This is a genomic window from Pseudomonas sp. SWRI68, assembly GCF_014269165.1.
Lineage (GTDB): Bacteria > Pseudomonadota > Gammaproteobacteria > Pseudomonadales > Pseudomonadaceae > Aquipseudomonas > Aquipseudomonas capeferrum.
In genome coordinates this window covers 66744-81361 of record NZ_JABWRU010000010.1, presented here as the reverse complement: position 1 = coordinate 81361, position 14618 = coordinate 66744, and the positions used below count along the sequence as shown (strand labels likewise).

Below are 14618 nucleotides of genomic sequence, written 5' to 3'. Positions count from 1 at the left end.
CCGCCGCACACGGCACGCCGGGGCCTGCTGGTGTTGCGCCAGGGGGTTACTGGCGATGCACCTGAACACTTGCCTGCATGGATTCGACGCCGCCACCCCGGCGCACGCCGCGGACCGGACAGGCATCGAGGTAATCCAGCCCGACGGCCAGTTTAAGGTGACGCTCGGGCCGGGTGAGGCGGTTGGTGACGTCGAAGCTGTACCAGGCTTCATCGATCCAGGCTTCAGCCCAGGCGTGGCTGGCCAGGTGGGTTTCGTCTTCGGTACACAAGTAGCCGGACACGTAGCGTGCGGGGATACCCAGGCTGCGGGCGCAGGCCAGGAACGCGTGGGTATGGTCCTGGCACACCCCGGCACCGCCGGCAAACGACTCGATGGCGGTGGTGCCCACCGAGGTCGCGCCTGGGCTGTAGGGCATATGGTCGGCCAGGCCTTGCATCAGCGCAGTCAACGCTGCCCGGTCGCGGCGCTCGCCACACTGTTGAGTGGCGAAGGCCTTGAGCGCGTCACTGGCCTGGGTGAGGTGGCTGCTGCGCAGGAACGGCAGGGGCGACTGGCTGCCGGCCTCGTGCTCGCAATCCGGGTCGATTTCCACCTGGCCGCTGGCCGTCAGGGCCAGGTGGCCATGGGGCTTTTCCAAGGTCAGCACGTGCAGGATGTTGCCATAGGGGTCGATCTGGCTGTTCACCTTGCAGGGCAAGTCCAATTGCCAGTCGAGGATACGCTGGCGCTCGCTGCTGCGCGGTGTCAGGCGCAGGAACTGGATGCTGTTGCAGACGTCACTGGCGTAGCTGTAGGTGGTGTCGTGGCGGATGGACAGTTTCATATGACCTCCAGATAGGCGTTATGGACGGTCTGGCCCAGTTGGTGGATGCGGCCGATGAAGTCGGTCAGCCACAGGTGCAGCCCGGCTTCGAGAATCTCGTCGATGGCGGTGTAGCGCAGTCGTGCGTTGAGTTCGGCGGCCAGCCTTTGTGCGGCGCGGCCGGTATTGCCAGGCAGGCCGGCAAGAATCTGGTCGAGCTCATCAATGCAGGCATGCAGCGAACGCGGCACGTCAACGCGCAGCAGCAAAAGCTCCGACACCGGTCGCGCGCTGGGCGCGTTGCGGTAGATTTCATTGAAGGCTTCGTAGGCGGTCAGGGCGCGCAACAAGGCGCTCCACTGGTAATAACCGCGTGCAGAGTCGTCGCTGACCTCCTCGGAGGTTTCCCCGAACATTTCATAACGGGCATCGAGCAGGCGCAGGGTGTTGTCTGCCCGCTCGAGGAAGGTGCCCAGGCGAATGAAACTGTAGGCATCGTTGCGCATGATGGTGCCGGAGGTCGCGCCACGGAACAGGTGCGAGCGTTCCTTGACCCAGTCGCAGAACTGGCTGATGCCGTAGCGCCCAAGGCCGTTGCTGGCGATGTTGCGCATTTCGATCCAGGTGGCGTTGATGTTTTCCCACATGTCGGCGGTGATCCGCCCACGTACCGCATGGGCGTTGGTACGGGCAGCTTGCAGGCAGCAATAGATGCTGCTGGGGTTGCTCGCGTCCAGCGCAAAGAAGTGCAGCATGCGCTCGGGGTCCAGCTCGGTGTGCTTGCGGATGTAATCGTCCAGCGTACCGGACGCCAGCAGCGACATGGCCAGCTCGGCGTGGCCATCCGAACGCCCGGCTTGCGGCATCAGCGACAGCGAGTAGCTGACCTCGAGCATGCGTGCGAGGTTTTCGGCGCGTTCCAGGTAGCGGGACATCCAGTACAGATCGGAAGCGGTTCTCGAAAGCATGGGTCAGTCCTCCACCACCCAGGTGTCCTTGGTACCGCCGCCTTGCGACGAGTTGACCACCAGCGAGCCTTCTTGCAGCGCAACGCGGGTCAGGCCACCGGGCACCAGGCGGGTTTCACTGCCTGACAGCACAAACGGACGCAGGTCGATGTGGCGCGGCGCAATGCCGCTTTCGACGAAGGTCGGGCAGGTGGACAGGCACAGCGTGGGCTGCGCGATGTAGGCGTGCGGGCGCGCCTTGATGCGGGCGCGAAAGTCTTCGATCTGCGCCGCTGTGGCGGCAGGGCCGACCAACATGCCATAGCCGCCGGAGCCTTGGGTTTCCTTGACCACCAGCTCGGGGAGGTGGGCCAGGACGTGGGAAAGGTCCTTTGGCTTGCGGCATTGCCAAGTGGGCACGTTCTTCAGGATCGGCTCCTCGCTCAGGTAAAAGCGGATCATCTCGTCGACATAGGGGTAGATCGACTTGTCGTCGGCAACGCCGGTGCCCACCGCGTTGGCCAGCACCACGTTGCCAGCCCGGTACACCGAGATCAGCCCCGGTACGCCCAGCATCGAGTCAGGGTTGAACGACAGCGGGTCGAGGTATTCGTCGTCCAGGCGGCGGTAAATCACATCCACCTGCTGTGGGCCGGCGGTGGTACGCATATAGAGATGGTCGTTGCGCACGAACAAGTCGGCGCCTTCGACCAGCTCGATGCCCATCTCCCGGGCCAGGAACGCATGCTCGAAGTAGGCGCTGTTGAAACGCCCCGGAGTGAGCACCACGGCGGTCGGGTTGTCCAGCGGGCTGGCACTCTTGAGTGTGTCCAGCAGCAGGTTGGGGTAGTGGTCGATGGGTGCGATGCGCTGGGCGGCGAACAGCTCGGGGAACAGGCGCATCATCATCTTGCGGTCTTCGAGCATGTAGCTAACGCCGCTGGGCGTGCGCAGGTTGTCTTCCAGTACGTAATACGTACCATCACTGTCACGCACCAGGTCGACGCCGGCGATATGGGCGTACAGCCCACGGTGCAGATTCAGGCCCTGCATGGCGACCTGGTAGCCCTCGTTGGCCAGTACCTGCTCGGGCGGAATGATGCCGGCCTTGAGAATGCGCTGTTCGTGGTAGATGTCCTGCAGGAACAGGTTCAGCGCCTGGACGCGCTGGATACACCCGCGTTCGACGATGCGCCATTCGCTGGCGCGGATGCTGCGCGGGATGATATCGAAGGGGATCAACCGCTCGGTGTCTTGCTGGTCACCGTACAGGGTGAAGGTGATGCCGGCCCGATGAAACAGCAGGTCGGCTTCGTGCCGCCGCTGCTCCAACAATGCCAGCGGCGTGTTCGCTAGCCAGCGGGCGAACTCCTGATAGTGCGGGCGGCAACTTCCGTTTGCCTCATACATTTCATTGAAAAAAGCCCGGGACATACCCACTCCTTGCCACGACTCGTCGGCAGTGATGTTGCACATTCATCCATTCACAACGGGGTGCGGTACTGCATTTACTTGTGGATGCGGTTTTTATGGATCGCCTCGGGTTAAGGGGTGAACTCGCTTTGCAATGACAATGCCGGAACGGGCAGGGCGGATGAATCGGGAGGGAAAATGGCGCTAAAAAAGCAGATGTGCGCGGTTTAGTAGCAGAAACGCGACGGTATCAGCCGAATTGGCGGGGGTTTATGGCACCTGGATGTAGGGGCGCATGCCGAGCGCGCGGCTGCCTTGCATCAATTGAGTGCAAGGTTTGGCGTGATGGCAGGGTTGAACCAAATCTGGGCAGGCTTGCCTCTTGTCAGACGGCGGCGTGCATCTGGTCGACGACCGTCACTCGGTTACGGCCGGATGCCTTGGCGTGGTACATGGCTTTGTCTGCGCTACTGAGCAACGCACCGAGTTCACTCGCGGGGGCTGTTGCGAACGCCAGGCCTATGCTTGCGGTCACCGGGTGTTCGACGTTGACGTTCAGTTTGGCTATCAGGGCCCGCAGGCGCTCGGCGATCTCGGTGGCGGTGTGCAGGGGCGTATCGGGCAGCAGGATGGCGAACTCCTCGCCGCCCAGCCTGCCGGCTATGTCGTCATCCCGCAGGCTGGCGCTGATCACGGCACCGATCCGCTGCAGCACCTGGTCGCCCGCCGCGTGCCCGGCCGTATCGTTGATCTGCTTGAAATGATCGACGTCCAGCATCAGCACGGCCACGAAGTTACACCCCTCCCTGCAGCGGGCGTGCTGCACCGATGCAGAGTCGAAAAAGGCACGTCGGTTGTTCAGCCCGGTCAGTTCGTCCGTGCACGAAGCCACCATGGCAAGCCGGTGAGCGTGTTCCATTTCGTGTTTCAGGCGCCACGCGGTCAACAGGGCTGAGGACAGGCTTTGCGTCGCGTTGACGACGAACGATGCGAACACCAGTACCGCCAGTGCGATCCCCTGCTGCAGCGCGGAAGGCTGCACCACCAGCCAACCGGTACAGGGCAGCAGCACCAGGGCGATCGATACCACGGTCATGTTGCGGTATGACGAGTAACACGACACGGCGCTGACCGACATGCCCACGGCAAACAGCATGATCAATGTCTGCCCCAGCAGGTCGTCGGCCGGCATCACAGCCAATGCACCCAAGCCCCAGGTCGCCGCCGACAGTACCAGCGTGGCCCAGTAGCGCCACTCCCAGCGTTCAGCCGTGCGCTGGCTGGCGGGAGCGCGCAGGTAGGTGATGAACATGGCGGTACGCAGGGCCGTCGAAAGGCTGAGTACGGCCATCCAGGCGACCACCTTTGGCTGGTCGAAACGCTCCCAGCCCAGCCAGCACAACATGATGGCTGCCAAGTAGCTGCCCAGCACAGCGGGCGCTGACTGGACGAACAGCTGTTTCAGGCGGTCCGTCCTTACCGAGTGCGCTATCTCATCGCGAGGATCAAGGCCTGTCATGGCTGCCGCCGCCACGCTTGAACGGTAGCGCGTTGCGGCACTTCGCAGGCACCTGCAACGGTTGTCAGCAGTTCACGTTGCTGCATGAGGTTTCCCTTGATCGAAGTCGGTGCTGGCGACGCGCAGTCGAGTTTCGTCGAACATAGCCTGTTTCATGACAATCCGAAAGCCAGGCACGCGGGTGTCAGTGCGGGCTGATCCCCGCCGGTGAGACGGTGTTTGAATCTCAGAGCAGGATGTAGTCGCTGTATTGACGCAGCCCGCCATGGGCACCTTCGATCAAGTGCACATAACGCCCGCCCACCCGGTCGACGGGCAGGCAGTCGTCTACTTCCAGTACTGCATCGGTATGCGGTTTGAGCCAGCCCGACTGCAAGCGTTGCTTGCCCAGTTGTTTGGCTTGGGCCTTGTCCCTGGCCACCACCAGCAGGTAGCGGTGCGCCTCGCCAAACACGTTGGGCTCGTAGCCACCCAGGTTGATGAAGAACAGCCGTGGGTCATCCGCGCCTGGCGCCAGCGGGCTGAACGCGACACGGTAGCGATCGATGCCGTCGACTTCCAGCCATGAGTCGATGTGCAGGCCCGCACGGCTGCCGAACCAGTCCTGGCGCAGTTGCGGGTATGCCTGCTCCAGTGAATCGGCCTGTGCGAACAGCACGTCGTGTACCTCGATACTGGCCCGTGGGTGGCGGCCACCGAGCATGACTACGTACAGCATGAGCAATTCCTTCAGGGGGCAGTAGACGGCGTATTTTGCGGGATTTGCAGGGCGCGTGTGGAGTGTGGAGAAATCTGTACAAATCCATCTAATATCTATGCAATAAGCTAGTATTGTATAGTATTTTTCCAGGTGTCGAGGCCTGCTGGGCGTTCTTCGCCCTCTGGCTCGATCCGCAGTCCAGGGACCCGCAACTGCGTCAGCGCCTCCTCGGGCTGGCAGCGGGCAACGACCGAGGTAGCTGAACATGTACAAAGCGCTGTTGCTGGTTGCCTGTCTGCTTCTGGGAAGCTGTGGCAATGTCGGTGTCGAGCACTATGCCCAGGCGCAACCGACGCTGGACCTGGCGGCGTTCTTCTCGCGCCCGGTGCAGGCCTGGGGGATGTTCCAGAAGCGTTCCGGCGAAGTGGTGAAGCGCTTCCACGTGCGCATCGACAGCCGCCGCGAAGGTGAGCGGCTGATCCTCGACGAGCATTTTCTCTACAGCGATGGCACGCGCCAGCAGCGTACCTGGACACTGGTGCCGGATGGCCCTGGCCGCTGGCGCGGGACAGCGGGGGACGTGATCGGTGAGGCGCGTGGCGAAGTGGCGGGGAATGCGCTGCGTTGGCGTTACCAGCTTGACCTGCCGGTCGACGGGCGGCACTGGCAGGTGGACATGGACGACTGGATGTACCTCATGGATGAAGACACGCTGATCAACCGCACGAGCATGAGCAAACTGGGCGTGGAAGTCGGCCAGATCACCCTGTTCTTCCGCCGCTTGCCAGCGGGCACGCCCTGAGGCTGAGCGCGCTTGCCCCGCTCAACGTGAGGGCGACGCCGCGAGACGCGAAAGCAGTGGCAGGGCCAACGCCCACACCGGCATCAATAACAGGCCGGTTTCCATCGTGCCCAAAGGCAAGGCGACATCCGCCAGCCTGGCGCCGCCGACATACGCCAACGGGCCGCCGAATGCGCCCAGCAACGCGCCGAACCAGTAGCGCTTGCCGGCCCATGCCAGGCTGTGGCGCATGCCGCTGGCCAGCACCCACCACAGCAGTGCCAGCCACAGCGGCAGTGGCCAGGCGTCGAAACCGAACACGCCCATTACCCCCAACACGCTATCGAGCAGGCAGCCGGCCAATGCAACGCGCCACAGTGCCTTGCCCTCGGCGTTGAAGTTCGGGCACAGGCGCAGGTGCACGGCCAGGCCCACAGGCACCAGCAGCAGCAACCAAGGGCGTTGCGCGCCCAGCACGCAGGCCCACCAGCCGGCCTGTAACCAGAGCGCATTGGCGACCAGCCAGCAGCTGCGCATCACGCACTGCCAGGCCAGGGGGCGCGCCGTGCCTGGGGGGCCGCCCACAGCAGGTGCGCGACACCGATGGCGCGCTCCTCGAAGCCGCCTTGGCAATAACACAGGTAGAACTCCCACAGGCGCTGGAACATGTCGTCGTAGCCCAGGTCCATCAGCGCTGTGCGCGCCTGGCGCAGGTTTTCGCGCCAATGCTGCAAGGTGTGGGCATAGTCCAGGCCAAAATCCTCCAGGTGCACAAGGTTGAGTGCAGTCTGCCGGCTGGCGGTGTCCAGCATCACGCTCAGCGAGGGCAGGGCGCCACCGGGGAAGATGTAGCGCTGGATAAAGTCTACCGAGCGCCGTGCCTGGGCATAGCGCTGGTCGCGGATGGTGATCGCTTGCAACAGCATCAGGCCTTCGGGCTTGAGCAGCGAGGCGCACTGACGGAAGTACACCGGCAGGTAACGGTGCCCGACAGCCTCGATCATCTCGATCGATACCAATTTGTCGAAGCTGCCTTGCAGGTCGCGGTAGTCTTCGCGCAGCACCGTCACGCGCTGCGCCAGCCCCTGGGCCTGAACGCGCTGCAAGGTATGGGTGTACTGCGCTTCGGAGAGTGTCGTGGTGGTGACCCGGCAGCCGTACCGAGTGGCAGCGTGGATTGCCAGGCTGCCCCAGCCGCAACCAATCTCCAGCAGGTGATCGTCAGCGCGCAGTTCGAGTTTCTGGCAGATGCGCTCCAGCTTGTGCAACTGGGCGTGCTCCAGGGTTTGCCCGGGGTACTCGAACTGGGCGGCAGAATACATCATGGTCGGGTCCAGTAGCCGCTCGAACAGGGCATTGCCCAGGTCGTAGTGCGCCAGAATGTTGCGCCGGGCGCCGCGCCTGCTGTTGCGGTTGAGCCGGTGCAGCAGGCGCAGGGCAGGGCGGCCGAAGCGGGCCAGGCCACCTTCGAGCGCATCGAGCACTTCCAGGTTGGCGACGAACAAGCGCGTAACCAGTGCCAGGTCGGGGCTTCGCCAGTAGCCATGGATGTAGGCTTCGCCCGCGCCGATCGAGCCATTACCGGCGATCAGGCTCCAAGTGGCGTCATCGAGGATCTCCACCTCGGCCTGGAGCAGGCTTTCGGCATCCCCGAAGCTCCACTGCTGCCCGTGGCTGAGCAGACGCAGGTGGCCGTGGCGCAGTTTGCCCATCTGGGCCAGCACGGCGCTTCGTGCCAGCCCGCCGAGCAAGGGCGCAAGGCCGGCGAACTTGCTAACGCTCAGGGTGGGATTCGACATGTTCAGGGTCCTCGCAAGGTTGGCCGAGCGCCAGGTCACCCTGGCGGGTGGTGTGGTCATGGACGGGGGTGCGTTTGAACAACAGGCGCAGCGCTTGCCAGTAGATGGCCAGAACGGTGTGCAGGCTCATCCAGGGAAAGGTCAGCACGTAGCGGCGCAGCGCGGGTGCATCCAGTGGCTGGCGCTGCAAGGTGAGGTCGGCCTCGAACACCTTGCGGCCGCCTTGCCAGTTCTGCATGTGAATGCGTACATGCGCCGCGTCCAGGCTGAAGCGCAGGTGATAGTCCATGTCCAGGGGCATGAACGGCGACACATGGAAGGCCTTGGCTACGGTGAAGTGCTTGGCAAGGTTGCCCTGCACCGGCAGCACGTAGTGAAAGCGTTCACGCCACGGCGTGTTGCGCACCTCCAGCAGAATCGCCGCCAGGCGCCCGTCGCGGTCATGGCAGAAGTAGAAGCTCACCGGGTTGAACGACAGCCCCCAGCAACGCAGTTGCGTGAGCAGGCGCACCGGGCCTTCGGGCATATGCCCTGTCGCCTGGTGGACCAGCAAGCGTGCGGCTTGGGCCAACGGCTCGCCTTGGCGGGTCAGCGCGGGCAGGTAGTCGGTCTCGCGCCAACACAGCGGTGCCAGGCGCCAGCGCCCCAGCCAGAGAGACAGTTTCAGCAGCCAGGTTTGCTCGTCCAGGTCCAGGTAGAACATGCCGATCCGGTAACGGAACGCGTGGCGCCGCGGCGTCAGGCGCCGGTGGCTGACCCAGCCCAGGCAAAGGCTGCTGTTCACAGCTGCTCTCCAAAGTGCGCGGCCACTTTCAGCGCGCTGACTACCCCGTCTTCGTGAAAACCATTACCCCAGTAGGCGCCACAGAAGTAACTGTGTTGCTGGCCCTGCAACTGCGCCTGGCACGCCTGCGCGGCGGAGGCCGCAAGGCTGTACTGCGGGTGGGCGTACTGGAAGCGGGCGATGATCTGCGCCGGGTCTACCTGCGCGGTCTGGTTGAGGCTCACGCAGAAGGTGGTCGGCGCCTTGATGCCTTGCAGCAGGTTCATGTTGTAGGTCAGCGCCGCGGGGGCCTGCGCTGGGCCGCCCAGGCGGTAGTTCCAGCTGGCCCAGGCGCGCCGGCGGCGTGGCAGCAGACGGGTATCGGTGTGCAGCACCACGTCGTTGCTGGCGTAGCCGATGGCGCCGAGCACGGCGCGCTCCTGTGGGCTTGGGGTGTCCAGCAGCGCCAGGGCCTGGTCGCTGTGGCAGGCGAACACCACATTGTCGAAGCGTTCGCTGCCGGCAGCGCTGACCAGGGTGACGCCACCTTCGTCGCGGCTGACCCGGTAAACCTTGCAGTTGAGGCGGATGCGTTCGGCAAACGGTCGGCACAGCGGCGCAACATAGCCGCGCGAACCCCCTTTGATCACCCGCCACTGCGGCCGTTGGGTGACCGACAGCAAGCCATGGTTGCGACAAAAGCGCACGAAGAATTCAAGGGGGAAGCCGAGCATGTCTGCGCGGGACATCGACCAGATGGCCGACCCCATTGGCACGATGTAGTGGTCGATGAACCGCCGCCCATAGCGGTGCGCCTGAAGGTAGGTGCCCAGGGTGGTATTGGCGTCGATGCGCTGGGCGTCGAGGTCGGCGACTGCCTGGCGGTTGAAACGCAGAATATCCCGTAGCATCCCCCAGAACCCTGGGGACACCAGGTTGCGTCGTTGGGCGAACAGTGTGTTCAGGTCATGACCGTTGTATTCCAGGCCGCTGATCGGGTCATGCACCGAGAAACTCATCTCGGTCGGCTGCGAGGCGACCTTGAGCTGGTCGAGCAACCGGATGAAGTGCGGGTAGGTCCAGTCGTTGAAGACGATGAAACCGGTGTCTATTGCATGGCGCTCACCTTGCCAGATCACATCGAAGGTATGCGTGTGCCCCCCGACCCATTGCTCGGCCTCGAAAACCGTCACTTCGTGCTTGCGTGACAGCAGATGGGCGCAGGTCAGCCCCGCGATGCCACTGCCGATGATTGCTATACGCATGGATCATCATTCCTGTTCATGACGGGCAAGGCGTTGGCCCAGTGCCAGGCGCAGGCGCGCGGGCAGCGCCCCGAGCAGGCGCAACGCCCAGGTAAAAAAGCCGGGGAAATTGATTTCCAGCGGGCGGCGCTGCAGGCGCCTGGCGATATGCTGGGCTGCGCGCTGCGCGGGCCACAGCTGCGGCATGGGGAAATCGTTGCGCCGGGTCAATGGCGTGTCGACGAAGCCGGGGCTGACCAGGGTGACCGCGATGCCCTCGTGTGCGAGGTCGATGCGCAGTGACTCCACCAGGTAACGCACCGCAGCCTTGGACGCGCCGTAGGCGCCAGCGCGAGGCAAGGCCAGCCAGCTCACCGAACTGCCCATCACCACCAGGTGGGGACGTTGGCCGGCGCGAAGCAAGGGCAGTGCCGCCGCCAGGCAGTAGCTGGCACCCAGCACGTTGGTGCGCAGCACACGTTCGACCAAGGCCGGATCAAAATGGCCCGGCTCCAGGTATTCGCAGGTGCCTGCATTGAGAATGGCCATGTCCAGCCCGCCCCAGGCCTGCTCGATGCGGGCAGCGATAACGGCCACCTGCTGCGGGTCGTCAATATCGCCAATGGCCAGCAATACCTGCCCGGGGAACCGTTCAGCCAAGGGGGCAAGGCGCTCCGCGTGGCGCCCCCCCAGGGCAACCTGGTGGCCTTGCTCCAGCAGTATCTGCGCGAGTGCGGCACCGATACCGCTGCTTGCGCCGGTCAGCCAGCAGCGGCTCATGCCAGCCTGCCTTTGAGCCAGCGAATAGCACTGCCCATGACCGGAAGGTGTTCATACAGCAGGGCGCCGGCGTCGAAATAGTCCTGGTGAAAATGCACGCGGTCGTGCCAATGCAAGCAGCTGCAGCCTTGCAAGGTGATCTGCTGGCCGCGGGCCAGGCGTGGGTGGCAAAACTGCAGGGTCCAGCGCAGGTAACCCTGCCCGGGCCTCACCTCGTCGGCGCTGGTGAAGGCATAGCGGATATCGTGGGCGTTGGCGTACAGCTGCTCGAAGTAGGCCCGCAGGGCCGGCAGCCCCTGTATCTGATGCAGGGGATCGCGAAAGGTGACCTCTTCGCTGTACAGTTTTGCCAGCGTGTCGAGGTTACCCCCATCGAGGCTGGCGAAGCGCTCGGCGAATTGCTGTAGGTACGCTGACATGCTGGGCTCCAGTCAATCCTGTACAACTATGCTTTGTTGTACAGGTATAGCTGAAGTCTAGGTCTTAATCTATACAAATTAACGATCGTGTATAGGTTTTTTGGGTCAGCCCTTGGCCTGGCCCAGTTGCCGGCGCAATTCAGCCACTTCCGCCTCCAGCTCGCGAACCTTCTCCTCGGCGAATACCTGCGCTGTGACATCGCGCTGAATGCCGATGTAGTACGTCAGCTGGTCCGCTTCGTTGTGCACGGGCGTGATGGACAACTCGTTCCAGAACAGGCTGCCGTCCTTGCGGTAGTTGCGCAGTACCTGGCAGCAGGGGCGACCTTCGCGGATTGCCTTGCGGATGGTGGCGATGGCCACCTGGTCATGATCCTCGCCCTGAAGAAAGCGGCAGTCCTGGTAGAGGATGTCGTCGGCGCTGTAGCCGGTCAGGCGCTCGAAGGCCGGGTTGACGTAGATAAGGATGCTGTCATTGCCCTCCTGCTCGGCGACGACGACGCCATCGTTGGAATGCTCGACCATCAGTTGCAGGAGTTTTGCGTTGATCATAGGGCCCACCCACAGAAATCTCGTATGCGATATGCGCAGCGTAGCCTCTGTGCAGAAGGCTTCGGCGCCGTGTGCTGTATGATGAACCAAGGTTGCTCGCCGCAGAAGGTGCAGATGGGTTTAGAATAGGGCACCCCCCGGAAGCCCACTCGCCATGACAGACGCCACCCCACCCGATTTGCTACCCATGCGCGACGTGGTCAGCCTGACCGGCATCAATCCGGTGACCTTGCGTGCCTGGGAGCGGCGCCACGGGCTGATCCGCCCGCAGCGCACCGAAGGCGGCCATCGCCTGTACACGGCCCGGGATGTGCAGCGTATACGTGACATCTTGCGCTGGACCTCCAACGGCCTGCCCATCAGCAAGGTCGGTGACATGCTCGTAGGCCAGCCTGAGGCGTCTGTGCAGCCGCATTCGGCCTTTGACGATTGGCGCGCCGCCGTAGTGCGCGCAACCCAGGCATTCGATGCGCAGGCGCTGGAAGGGATCCATGGCCAGTTGTTCACACTCATGCCCAAGGCCACTGTACTGCGTGAAGTGCTGATGCCGGTGTGGCATGAGTTGGCTTCAGGCAGTGCGTTCGGCCAGCGTAGCCAATGGCTGTTTCTCGATACGTTCCTGCGCGCCCGCTTGCTGCTGCGCCTGCAGATGAACCAGCCCGATGCGCCGCGCGTACTGCTGGCGGGCACCGAAGGGCAAGCCGAACTGCAAGTGTTGTGTGCCGGGCTGCTGTTGAGCGGCGAGCAACAACGCATCGAGGTGCTCGGCTGCGGGCAACCGCTGGAAGAGCTGCCCCTGTTGTGTGCGGCGATGCAGCCGGCGGCATTGGTGATTGCGCTGCAGGCACCGGTTGGCCCGGTGTTGGCCAGGCGCCTGCGCGCGTTGCAGATGGAAATTGCCTGCCCGCTGGCGCTGATAGGCGCAGGCCTGGCGGGCTCTCAGGCGGCGTTGCAAGGCATTGCGTTGTGCCTGCTGGACGAGCAAGGCGCCGACGTCGCGGGCAAACTCAACGCCTTGCTCAGCGGCACCCTGGATTTCTGACCCAGGAAGGCACGCGATCTTCAGCTACCACACGGTTACGCCCATTTTCCTTGGCCAGGTACAGGCGCTCGTCGGCACGCTTGAGGATGGCTGCGGCGGTGGGGGTCTCTGTACTGCGGTAAGCCACACCGATAGATAGCGTCAGCGTGCCGACCTGCTTCATGGGCGTGGCGCTCAGCGTCGAGCGAATACGCTCGGCGACCTCTTTCGCAGTACTCGGCCCGGTGTTCGGCAGCAGCAGGCAGAACTCTTCGCCGCCGGCCCTGCAGGGCAGGTCCCCTGCACGGGTACAGTCACGGATCACCTGCGCCACCTGCTGCAGGGCCAGGTCGCCGACATCATGGCCGAAGGTGTCGTTTACCCGCTTGAAGTGGTAGATATCCAACGCCAGTACCGCATAAGCCTGCTGCGATGCATCCAGGGCCTCGAGTGCCGCCTTCATCGCGCGCCGGTTGCCCAGGCCGGTCAAGAGGTCGGTTTCGGCGGCGGCGTTCAAGGTGCCGATCTTCTGTTGCAGGTGTTGCGCCTGCATCACCAGTGCCTGGCGGATCGCCGCAGCCTCTGCGTACCAGGCATTGATCGCGGACAGTTCTGCCGTTGCATTGGGCGCCGAAAGGTCGATGGCATGGCCGGCCAGCGCACGTAACGGGCGGGTGATCAGCATTACGCCGAGCAGTATCAGAGCAAAACCGACCACCCCGGCCGGGATGATCTTGATCAGCATGTCGCGCATCAGCTTGGCCAATGGCGCCAGTGCCTGTGCCCGCGGTTGTTGCACCACCACAGCCCAGTTGGAGCCTTGTACATGGGCAAACCCGGCGAGCATCGGTACCCCTCGGTAGTTGACGGTCTCCAGGGTGCCGTTTTCACCGTGCAGGGCGATGTCCACCGTCTCGCTCCAGCCGAGCACTTCACCGATGCGCTGTTGGTCGGGGTGGTAAAGCAAGCGGCGGTTGCCGTCGGCGACGAAGGCGAAGGTGCCATCGAGGTGATGTTCGCCAATCAGCGAATGCATCACGCCACGCTGCTGCAGGTACACCGAACCGCCCACCAGTCCGAGAAACTGGCCGGCCGGGCTGAAGATCGGCTGCGACACGAAGACGATGAGCTTGCCGTTGGCCGCGGTGAATGCCTGGCTGACCAAGGGCTGCCGTTGTTTGAGTGCTGCGTGCAACTCAGTAGACGCCACCGTCGAACCGATCTGCACCCCGGGCGGGTATGCCTGCAGGATCTTGCCTGCAGGGTCGGTGATCAGCACGCTGTTCAGTTCCGAGTCCTGGGCCTGCAAGCGAAGTGCTTCCTCCTCCAGCAAGGCTGGGTTGGCAATGTCGCGGCCCAGGCGCTGGCTGCTGTATTTCAGGCGTTCATTGACCGAGTACAGGAACCCATCGATGCTGGAGGCCACCTTGAAGGCATAGGCACGGTTGGCTTCTAGCGCCGAGTGGACCAAAGCATCGCGTTGCACGCCGTAGGCCGTGATCAGTCCATTGCACAGGGTGCCCAGCACGGCAAGTAGAACAAAGCTCAAAATCAGGCCACGCAGGCCGATATGTGATGACAGAATGTTGCCCATGAGTACGTCGTAAGCCTCAACTGCTGGAAATGCTGGCAGAAGCTTAGACAGGAATCGGGTTGTGCACCGAAACCAAGCCAGGCCCCCCTTCCCCATACGCCTCACAGGCCTTACCGAACATCTCCTTGCAATTAATTACATTTGCGCGCGCCAGCATTTTGCCTTCGTGCTGTAAGATTGACGGTTATGCTCAATTGCATGCTGATTTGCTATTTTTTTGACGAAGATCAAAGTGCCACCTTAGCGCGCATGCAATATTCCTCCCGAAATCCGTTTCAATT

General features: G+C 63.3%; 15 protein-coding genes. 2 read left to right on the top strand and 13 right to left on the bottom strand.

Features of this window, described 5'->3' with window-relative positions; genetic code table 11:
• Positions 1-46: 46 nt before the first annotated feature.
• The 5 genes from HU770_RS16305 to HU770_RS16285 all read right to left on the bottom strand — a co-directional run bounded on the left by HU770_RS16305 (position 47) and on the right by HU770_RS16285 (position 5402).
• Positions 47-826, bottom strand: a complete 780-nt coding sequence (locus HU770_RS16305; RefSeq protein WP_033698462.1) for a transglutaminase family protein — start codon at positions 824-826, stop codon at positions 47-49.
• Complete coding sequence (locus HU770_RS16300) at positions 823-1773, bottom strand: alpha-E domain-containing protein (RefSeq protein WP_033698461.1); 951 nt, start codon at positions 1771-1773, stop codon at positions 823-825. The genes HU770_RS16305 and HU770_RS16300 overlap by 4 nt, the downstream gene beginning before the upstream one ends.
• Positions 1774-1776: 3 nt before the next feature.
• A complete protein-coding gene (locus tag HU770_RS16295; RefSeq protein ID WP_186656069.1) occupies positions 1777-3186 on the bottom strand; it encodes a circularly permuted type 2 ATP-grasp protein in 1410 nt (469 codons plus the stop codon).
• A gap of 364 nt (positions 3187-3550) precedes the next feature.
• Positions 3551-4597, bottom strand: coding sequence for a diguanylate cyclase (locus HU770_RS16290; RefSeq protein ID WP_346014129.1), 1047 nt, complete (start codon positions 4595-4597; stop codon positions 3551-3553).
• A gap of 313 nt (positions 4598-4910) precedes the next feature.
• Positions 4911-5402 (bottom strand): DUF1543 domain-containing protein, encoded by a 492-nt coding sequence (locus HU770_RS16285; RefSeq protein WP_186664255.1) that lies wholly within the window; start codon positions 5400-5402, stop codon positions 4911-4913.
• A gap of 247 nt (positions 5403-5649) precedes the next feature.
• On the opposite strand from HU770_RS16285, the gene HU770_RS16280 reads away from it, so the two are divergent.
• Positions 5650-6186, top strand: a complete 537-nt coding sequence (locus tag HU770_RS16280) for a DUF3833 domain-containing protein (protein ID WP_186656058.1) — start codon at positions 5650-5652, stop codon at positions 6184-6186.
• A 21-nt stretch (positions 6187-6207) separates the two neighbouring features.
• Here the strand turns inward: HU770_RS16280 and HU770_RS16275 are convergent, their stop codons facing one another.
• The 7 genes from HU770_RS16275 to HU770_RS16245 all read right to left on the bottom strand — a co-directional run bounded on the left by HU770_RS16275 (position 6208) and on the right by HU770_RS16245 (position 11722).
• On the bottom strand, positions 6208-6702 hold the full coding sequence (locus tag HU770_RS16275; RefSeq protein ID WP_186664253.1) for a DUF2878 domain-containing protein: 495 nt from the start codon (positions 6700-6702) through the stop codon (positions 6208-6210).
• Positions 6702-7964 (bottom strand): cyclopropane-fatty-acyl-phospholipid synthase family protein, encoded by a 1263-nt coding sequence (locus tag HU770_RS16270; RefSeq protein ID WP_186664251.1) that lies wholly within the window; start codon positions 7962-7964, stop codon positions 6702-6704. Before HU770_RS16270 ends, HU770_RS16275 begins: the two co-directional genes overlap by 1 nt.
• Positions 7939-8748: a DUF1365 family protein gene (locus tag HU770_RS16265; RefSeq protein ID WP_186656042.1), complete on the bottom strand. Its 810-nt coding sequence runs from the start codon at positions 8746-8748 to the stop codon at positions 7939-7941. Before HU770_RS16265 ends, HU770_RS16270 begins: the two co-directional genes overlap by 26 nt.
• Positions 8745-9992: an FAD-dependent oxidoreductase gene (locus HU770_RS16260; RefSeq protein WP_186664249.1), complete on the bottom strand. Its 1248-nt coding sequence runs from the start codon at positions 9990-9992 to the stop codon at positions 8745-8747. The genes HU770_RS16265 and HU770_RS16260 overlap by 4 nt, the downstream gene beginning before the upstream one ends.
• Before the next feature lie 6 nt (positions 9993-9998).
• A complete protein-coding gene (locus HU770_RS16255; protein WP_186656022.1) occupies positions 9999-10751 on the bottom strand; it encodes an SDR family NAD(P)-dependent oxidoreductase in 753 nt (250 codons plus the stop codon).
• A complete protein-coding gene (locus HU770_RS16250; RefSeq protein WP_186656007.1) occupies positions 10748-11170 on the bottom strand; it encodes a nuclear transport factor 2 family protein in 423 nt (140 codons plus the stop codon). Before HU770_RS16250 ends, HU770_RS16255 begins: the two co-directional genes overlap by 4 nt.
• 105 nt (positions 11171-11275) lie before the next feature.
• Complete coding sequence (locus HU770_RS16245) at positions 11276-11722, bottom strand: PAS domain S-box protein (protein WP_186664247.1); 447 nt, start codon at positions 11720-11722, stop codon at positions 11276-11278.
• Between the two features lie 154 nt (positions 11723-11876).
• Between HU770_RS16245 and HU770_RS16240 the strand changes: the two genes are divergently transcribed.
• Positions 11877-12764 carry a MerR family transcriptional regulator gene (locus HU770_RS16240; protein WP_047583150.1) on the top strand — a complete coding sequence of 296 codons (888 nt, stop codon included), beginning with the start codon at positions 11877-11879 and terminating at the stop codon, positions 12762-12764.
• On the opposite strand, the gene HU770_RS16235 is transcribed toward HU770_RS16240, so the two are convergent.
• The gene (locus HU770_RS16235; RefSeq protein WP_186664245.1) at positions 12742-14337 is read right to left on the bottom strand and encodes a sensor domain-containing diguanylate cyclase; all 1596 of its coding nucleotides are present in this window, start codon (positions 14335-14337) and stop codon (positions 12742-12744) included. The two genes, HU770_RS16240 and HU770_RS16235, sit on opposite strands and share 23 nt — an antisense overlap.
• Positions 14338-14618 lie beyond the last annotated feature (281 nt).

What these genes read in the sequence shown, in the direction of transcription:
- HU770_RS16295 (WP_186656069.1), bottom strand. Translation starts at nt 3,186, where the DNA reads ATGTCCCGGGCTTTTTTCAATGAAATGTATGAGGCAAACGGAAGTTGC.
- HU770_RS16305 (WP_033698462.1), bottom strand. Translation starts at nt 826, where the DNA reads ATGAAACTGTCCATCCGCCACGACACCACCTACAGCTACGCCAGTGAC.
- HU770_RS16235 (WP_186664245.1), bottom strand. Translation starts at nt 14,337, where the DNA reads ATGGGCAACATTCTGTCATCACATATCGGCCTGCGTGGCCTGATTTTG.
- HU770_RS16250 (WP_186656007.1), bottom strand. Translation starts at nt 11,170, where the DNA reads ATGTCAGCGTACCTACAGCAATTCGCCGAGCGCTTCGCCAGCCTCGAT.
- HU770_RS16270 (WP_186664251.1), bottom strand. Translation starts at nt 7,964, where the DNA reads ATGTCGAATCCCACCCTGAGCGTTAGCAAGTTCGCCGGCCTTGCGCCC.
- HU770_RS16300 (WP_033698461.1), bottom strand. Translation starts at nt 1,773, where the DNA reads ATGCTTTCGAGAACCGCTTCCGATCTGTACTGGATGTCCCGCTACCTG.
- HU770_RS16255 (WP_186656022.1), bottom strand. Translation starts at nt 10,751, where the DNA reads ATGAGCCGCTGCTGGCTGACCGGCGCAAGCAGCGGTATCGGTGCCGCA.
- HU770_RS16240 (WP_047583150.1), top strand. Translation starts at nt 11,877, where the DNA reads ATGACAGACGCCACCCCACCCGATTTGCTACCCATGCGCGACGTGGTC.
- HU770_RS16275 (WP_186664253.1), bottom strand. Translation starts at nt 6,702, where the DNA reads ATGCGCAGCTGCTGGCTGGTCGCCAATGCGCTCTGGTTACAGGCCGGC.
- HU770_RS16260 (WP_186664249.1), bottom strand. Translation starts at nt 9,992, where the DNA reads ATGCGTATAGCAATCATCGGCAGTGGCATCGCGGGGCTGACCTGCGCC.
- HU770_RS16245 (WP_186664247.1), bottom strand. Translation starts at nt 11,722, where the DNA reads ATGATCAACGCAAAACTCCTGCAACTGATGGTCGAGCATTCCAACGAT.
- HU770_RS16285 (WP_186664255.1), bottom strand. Translation starts at nt 5,402, where the DNA reads ATGCTGTACGTAGTCATGCTCGGTGGCCGCCACCCACGGGCCAGTATC.
- HU770_RS16280 (WP_186656058.1), top strand. Translation starts at nt 5,650, where the DNA reads ATGTACAAAGCGCTGTTGCTGGTTGCCTGTCTGCTTCTGGGAAGCTGT.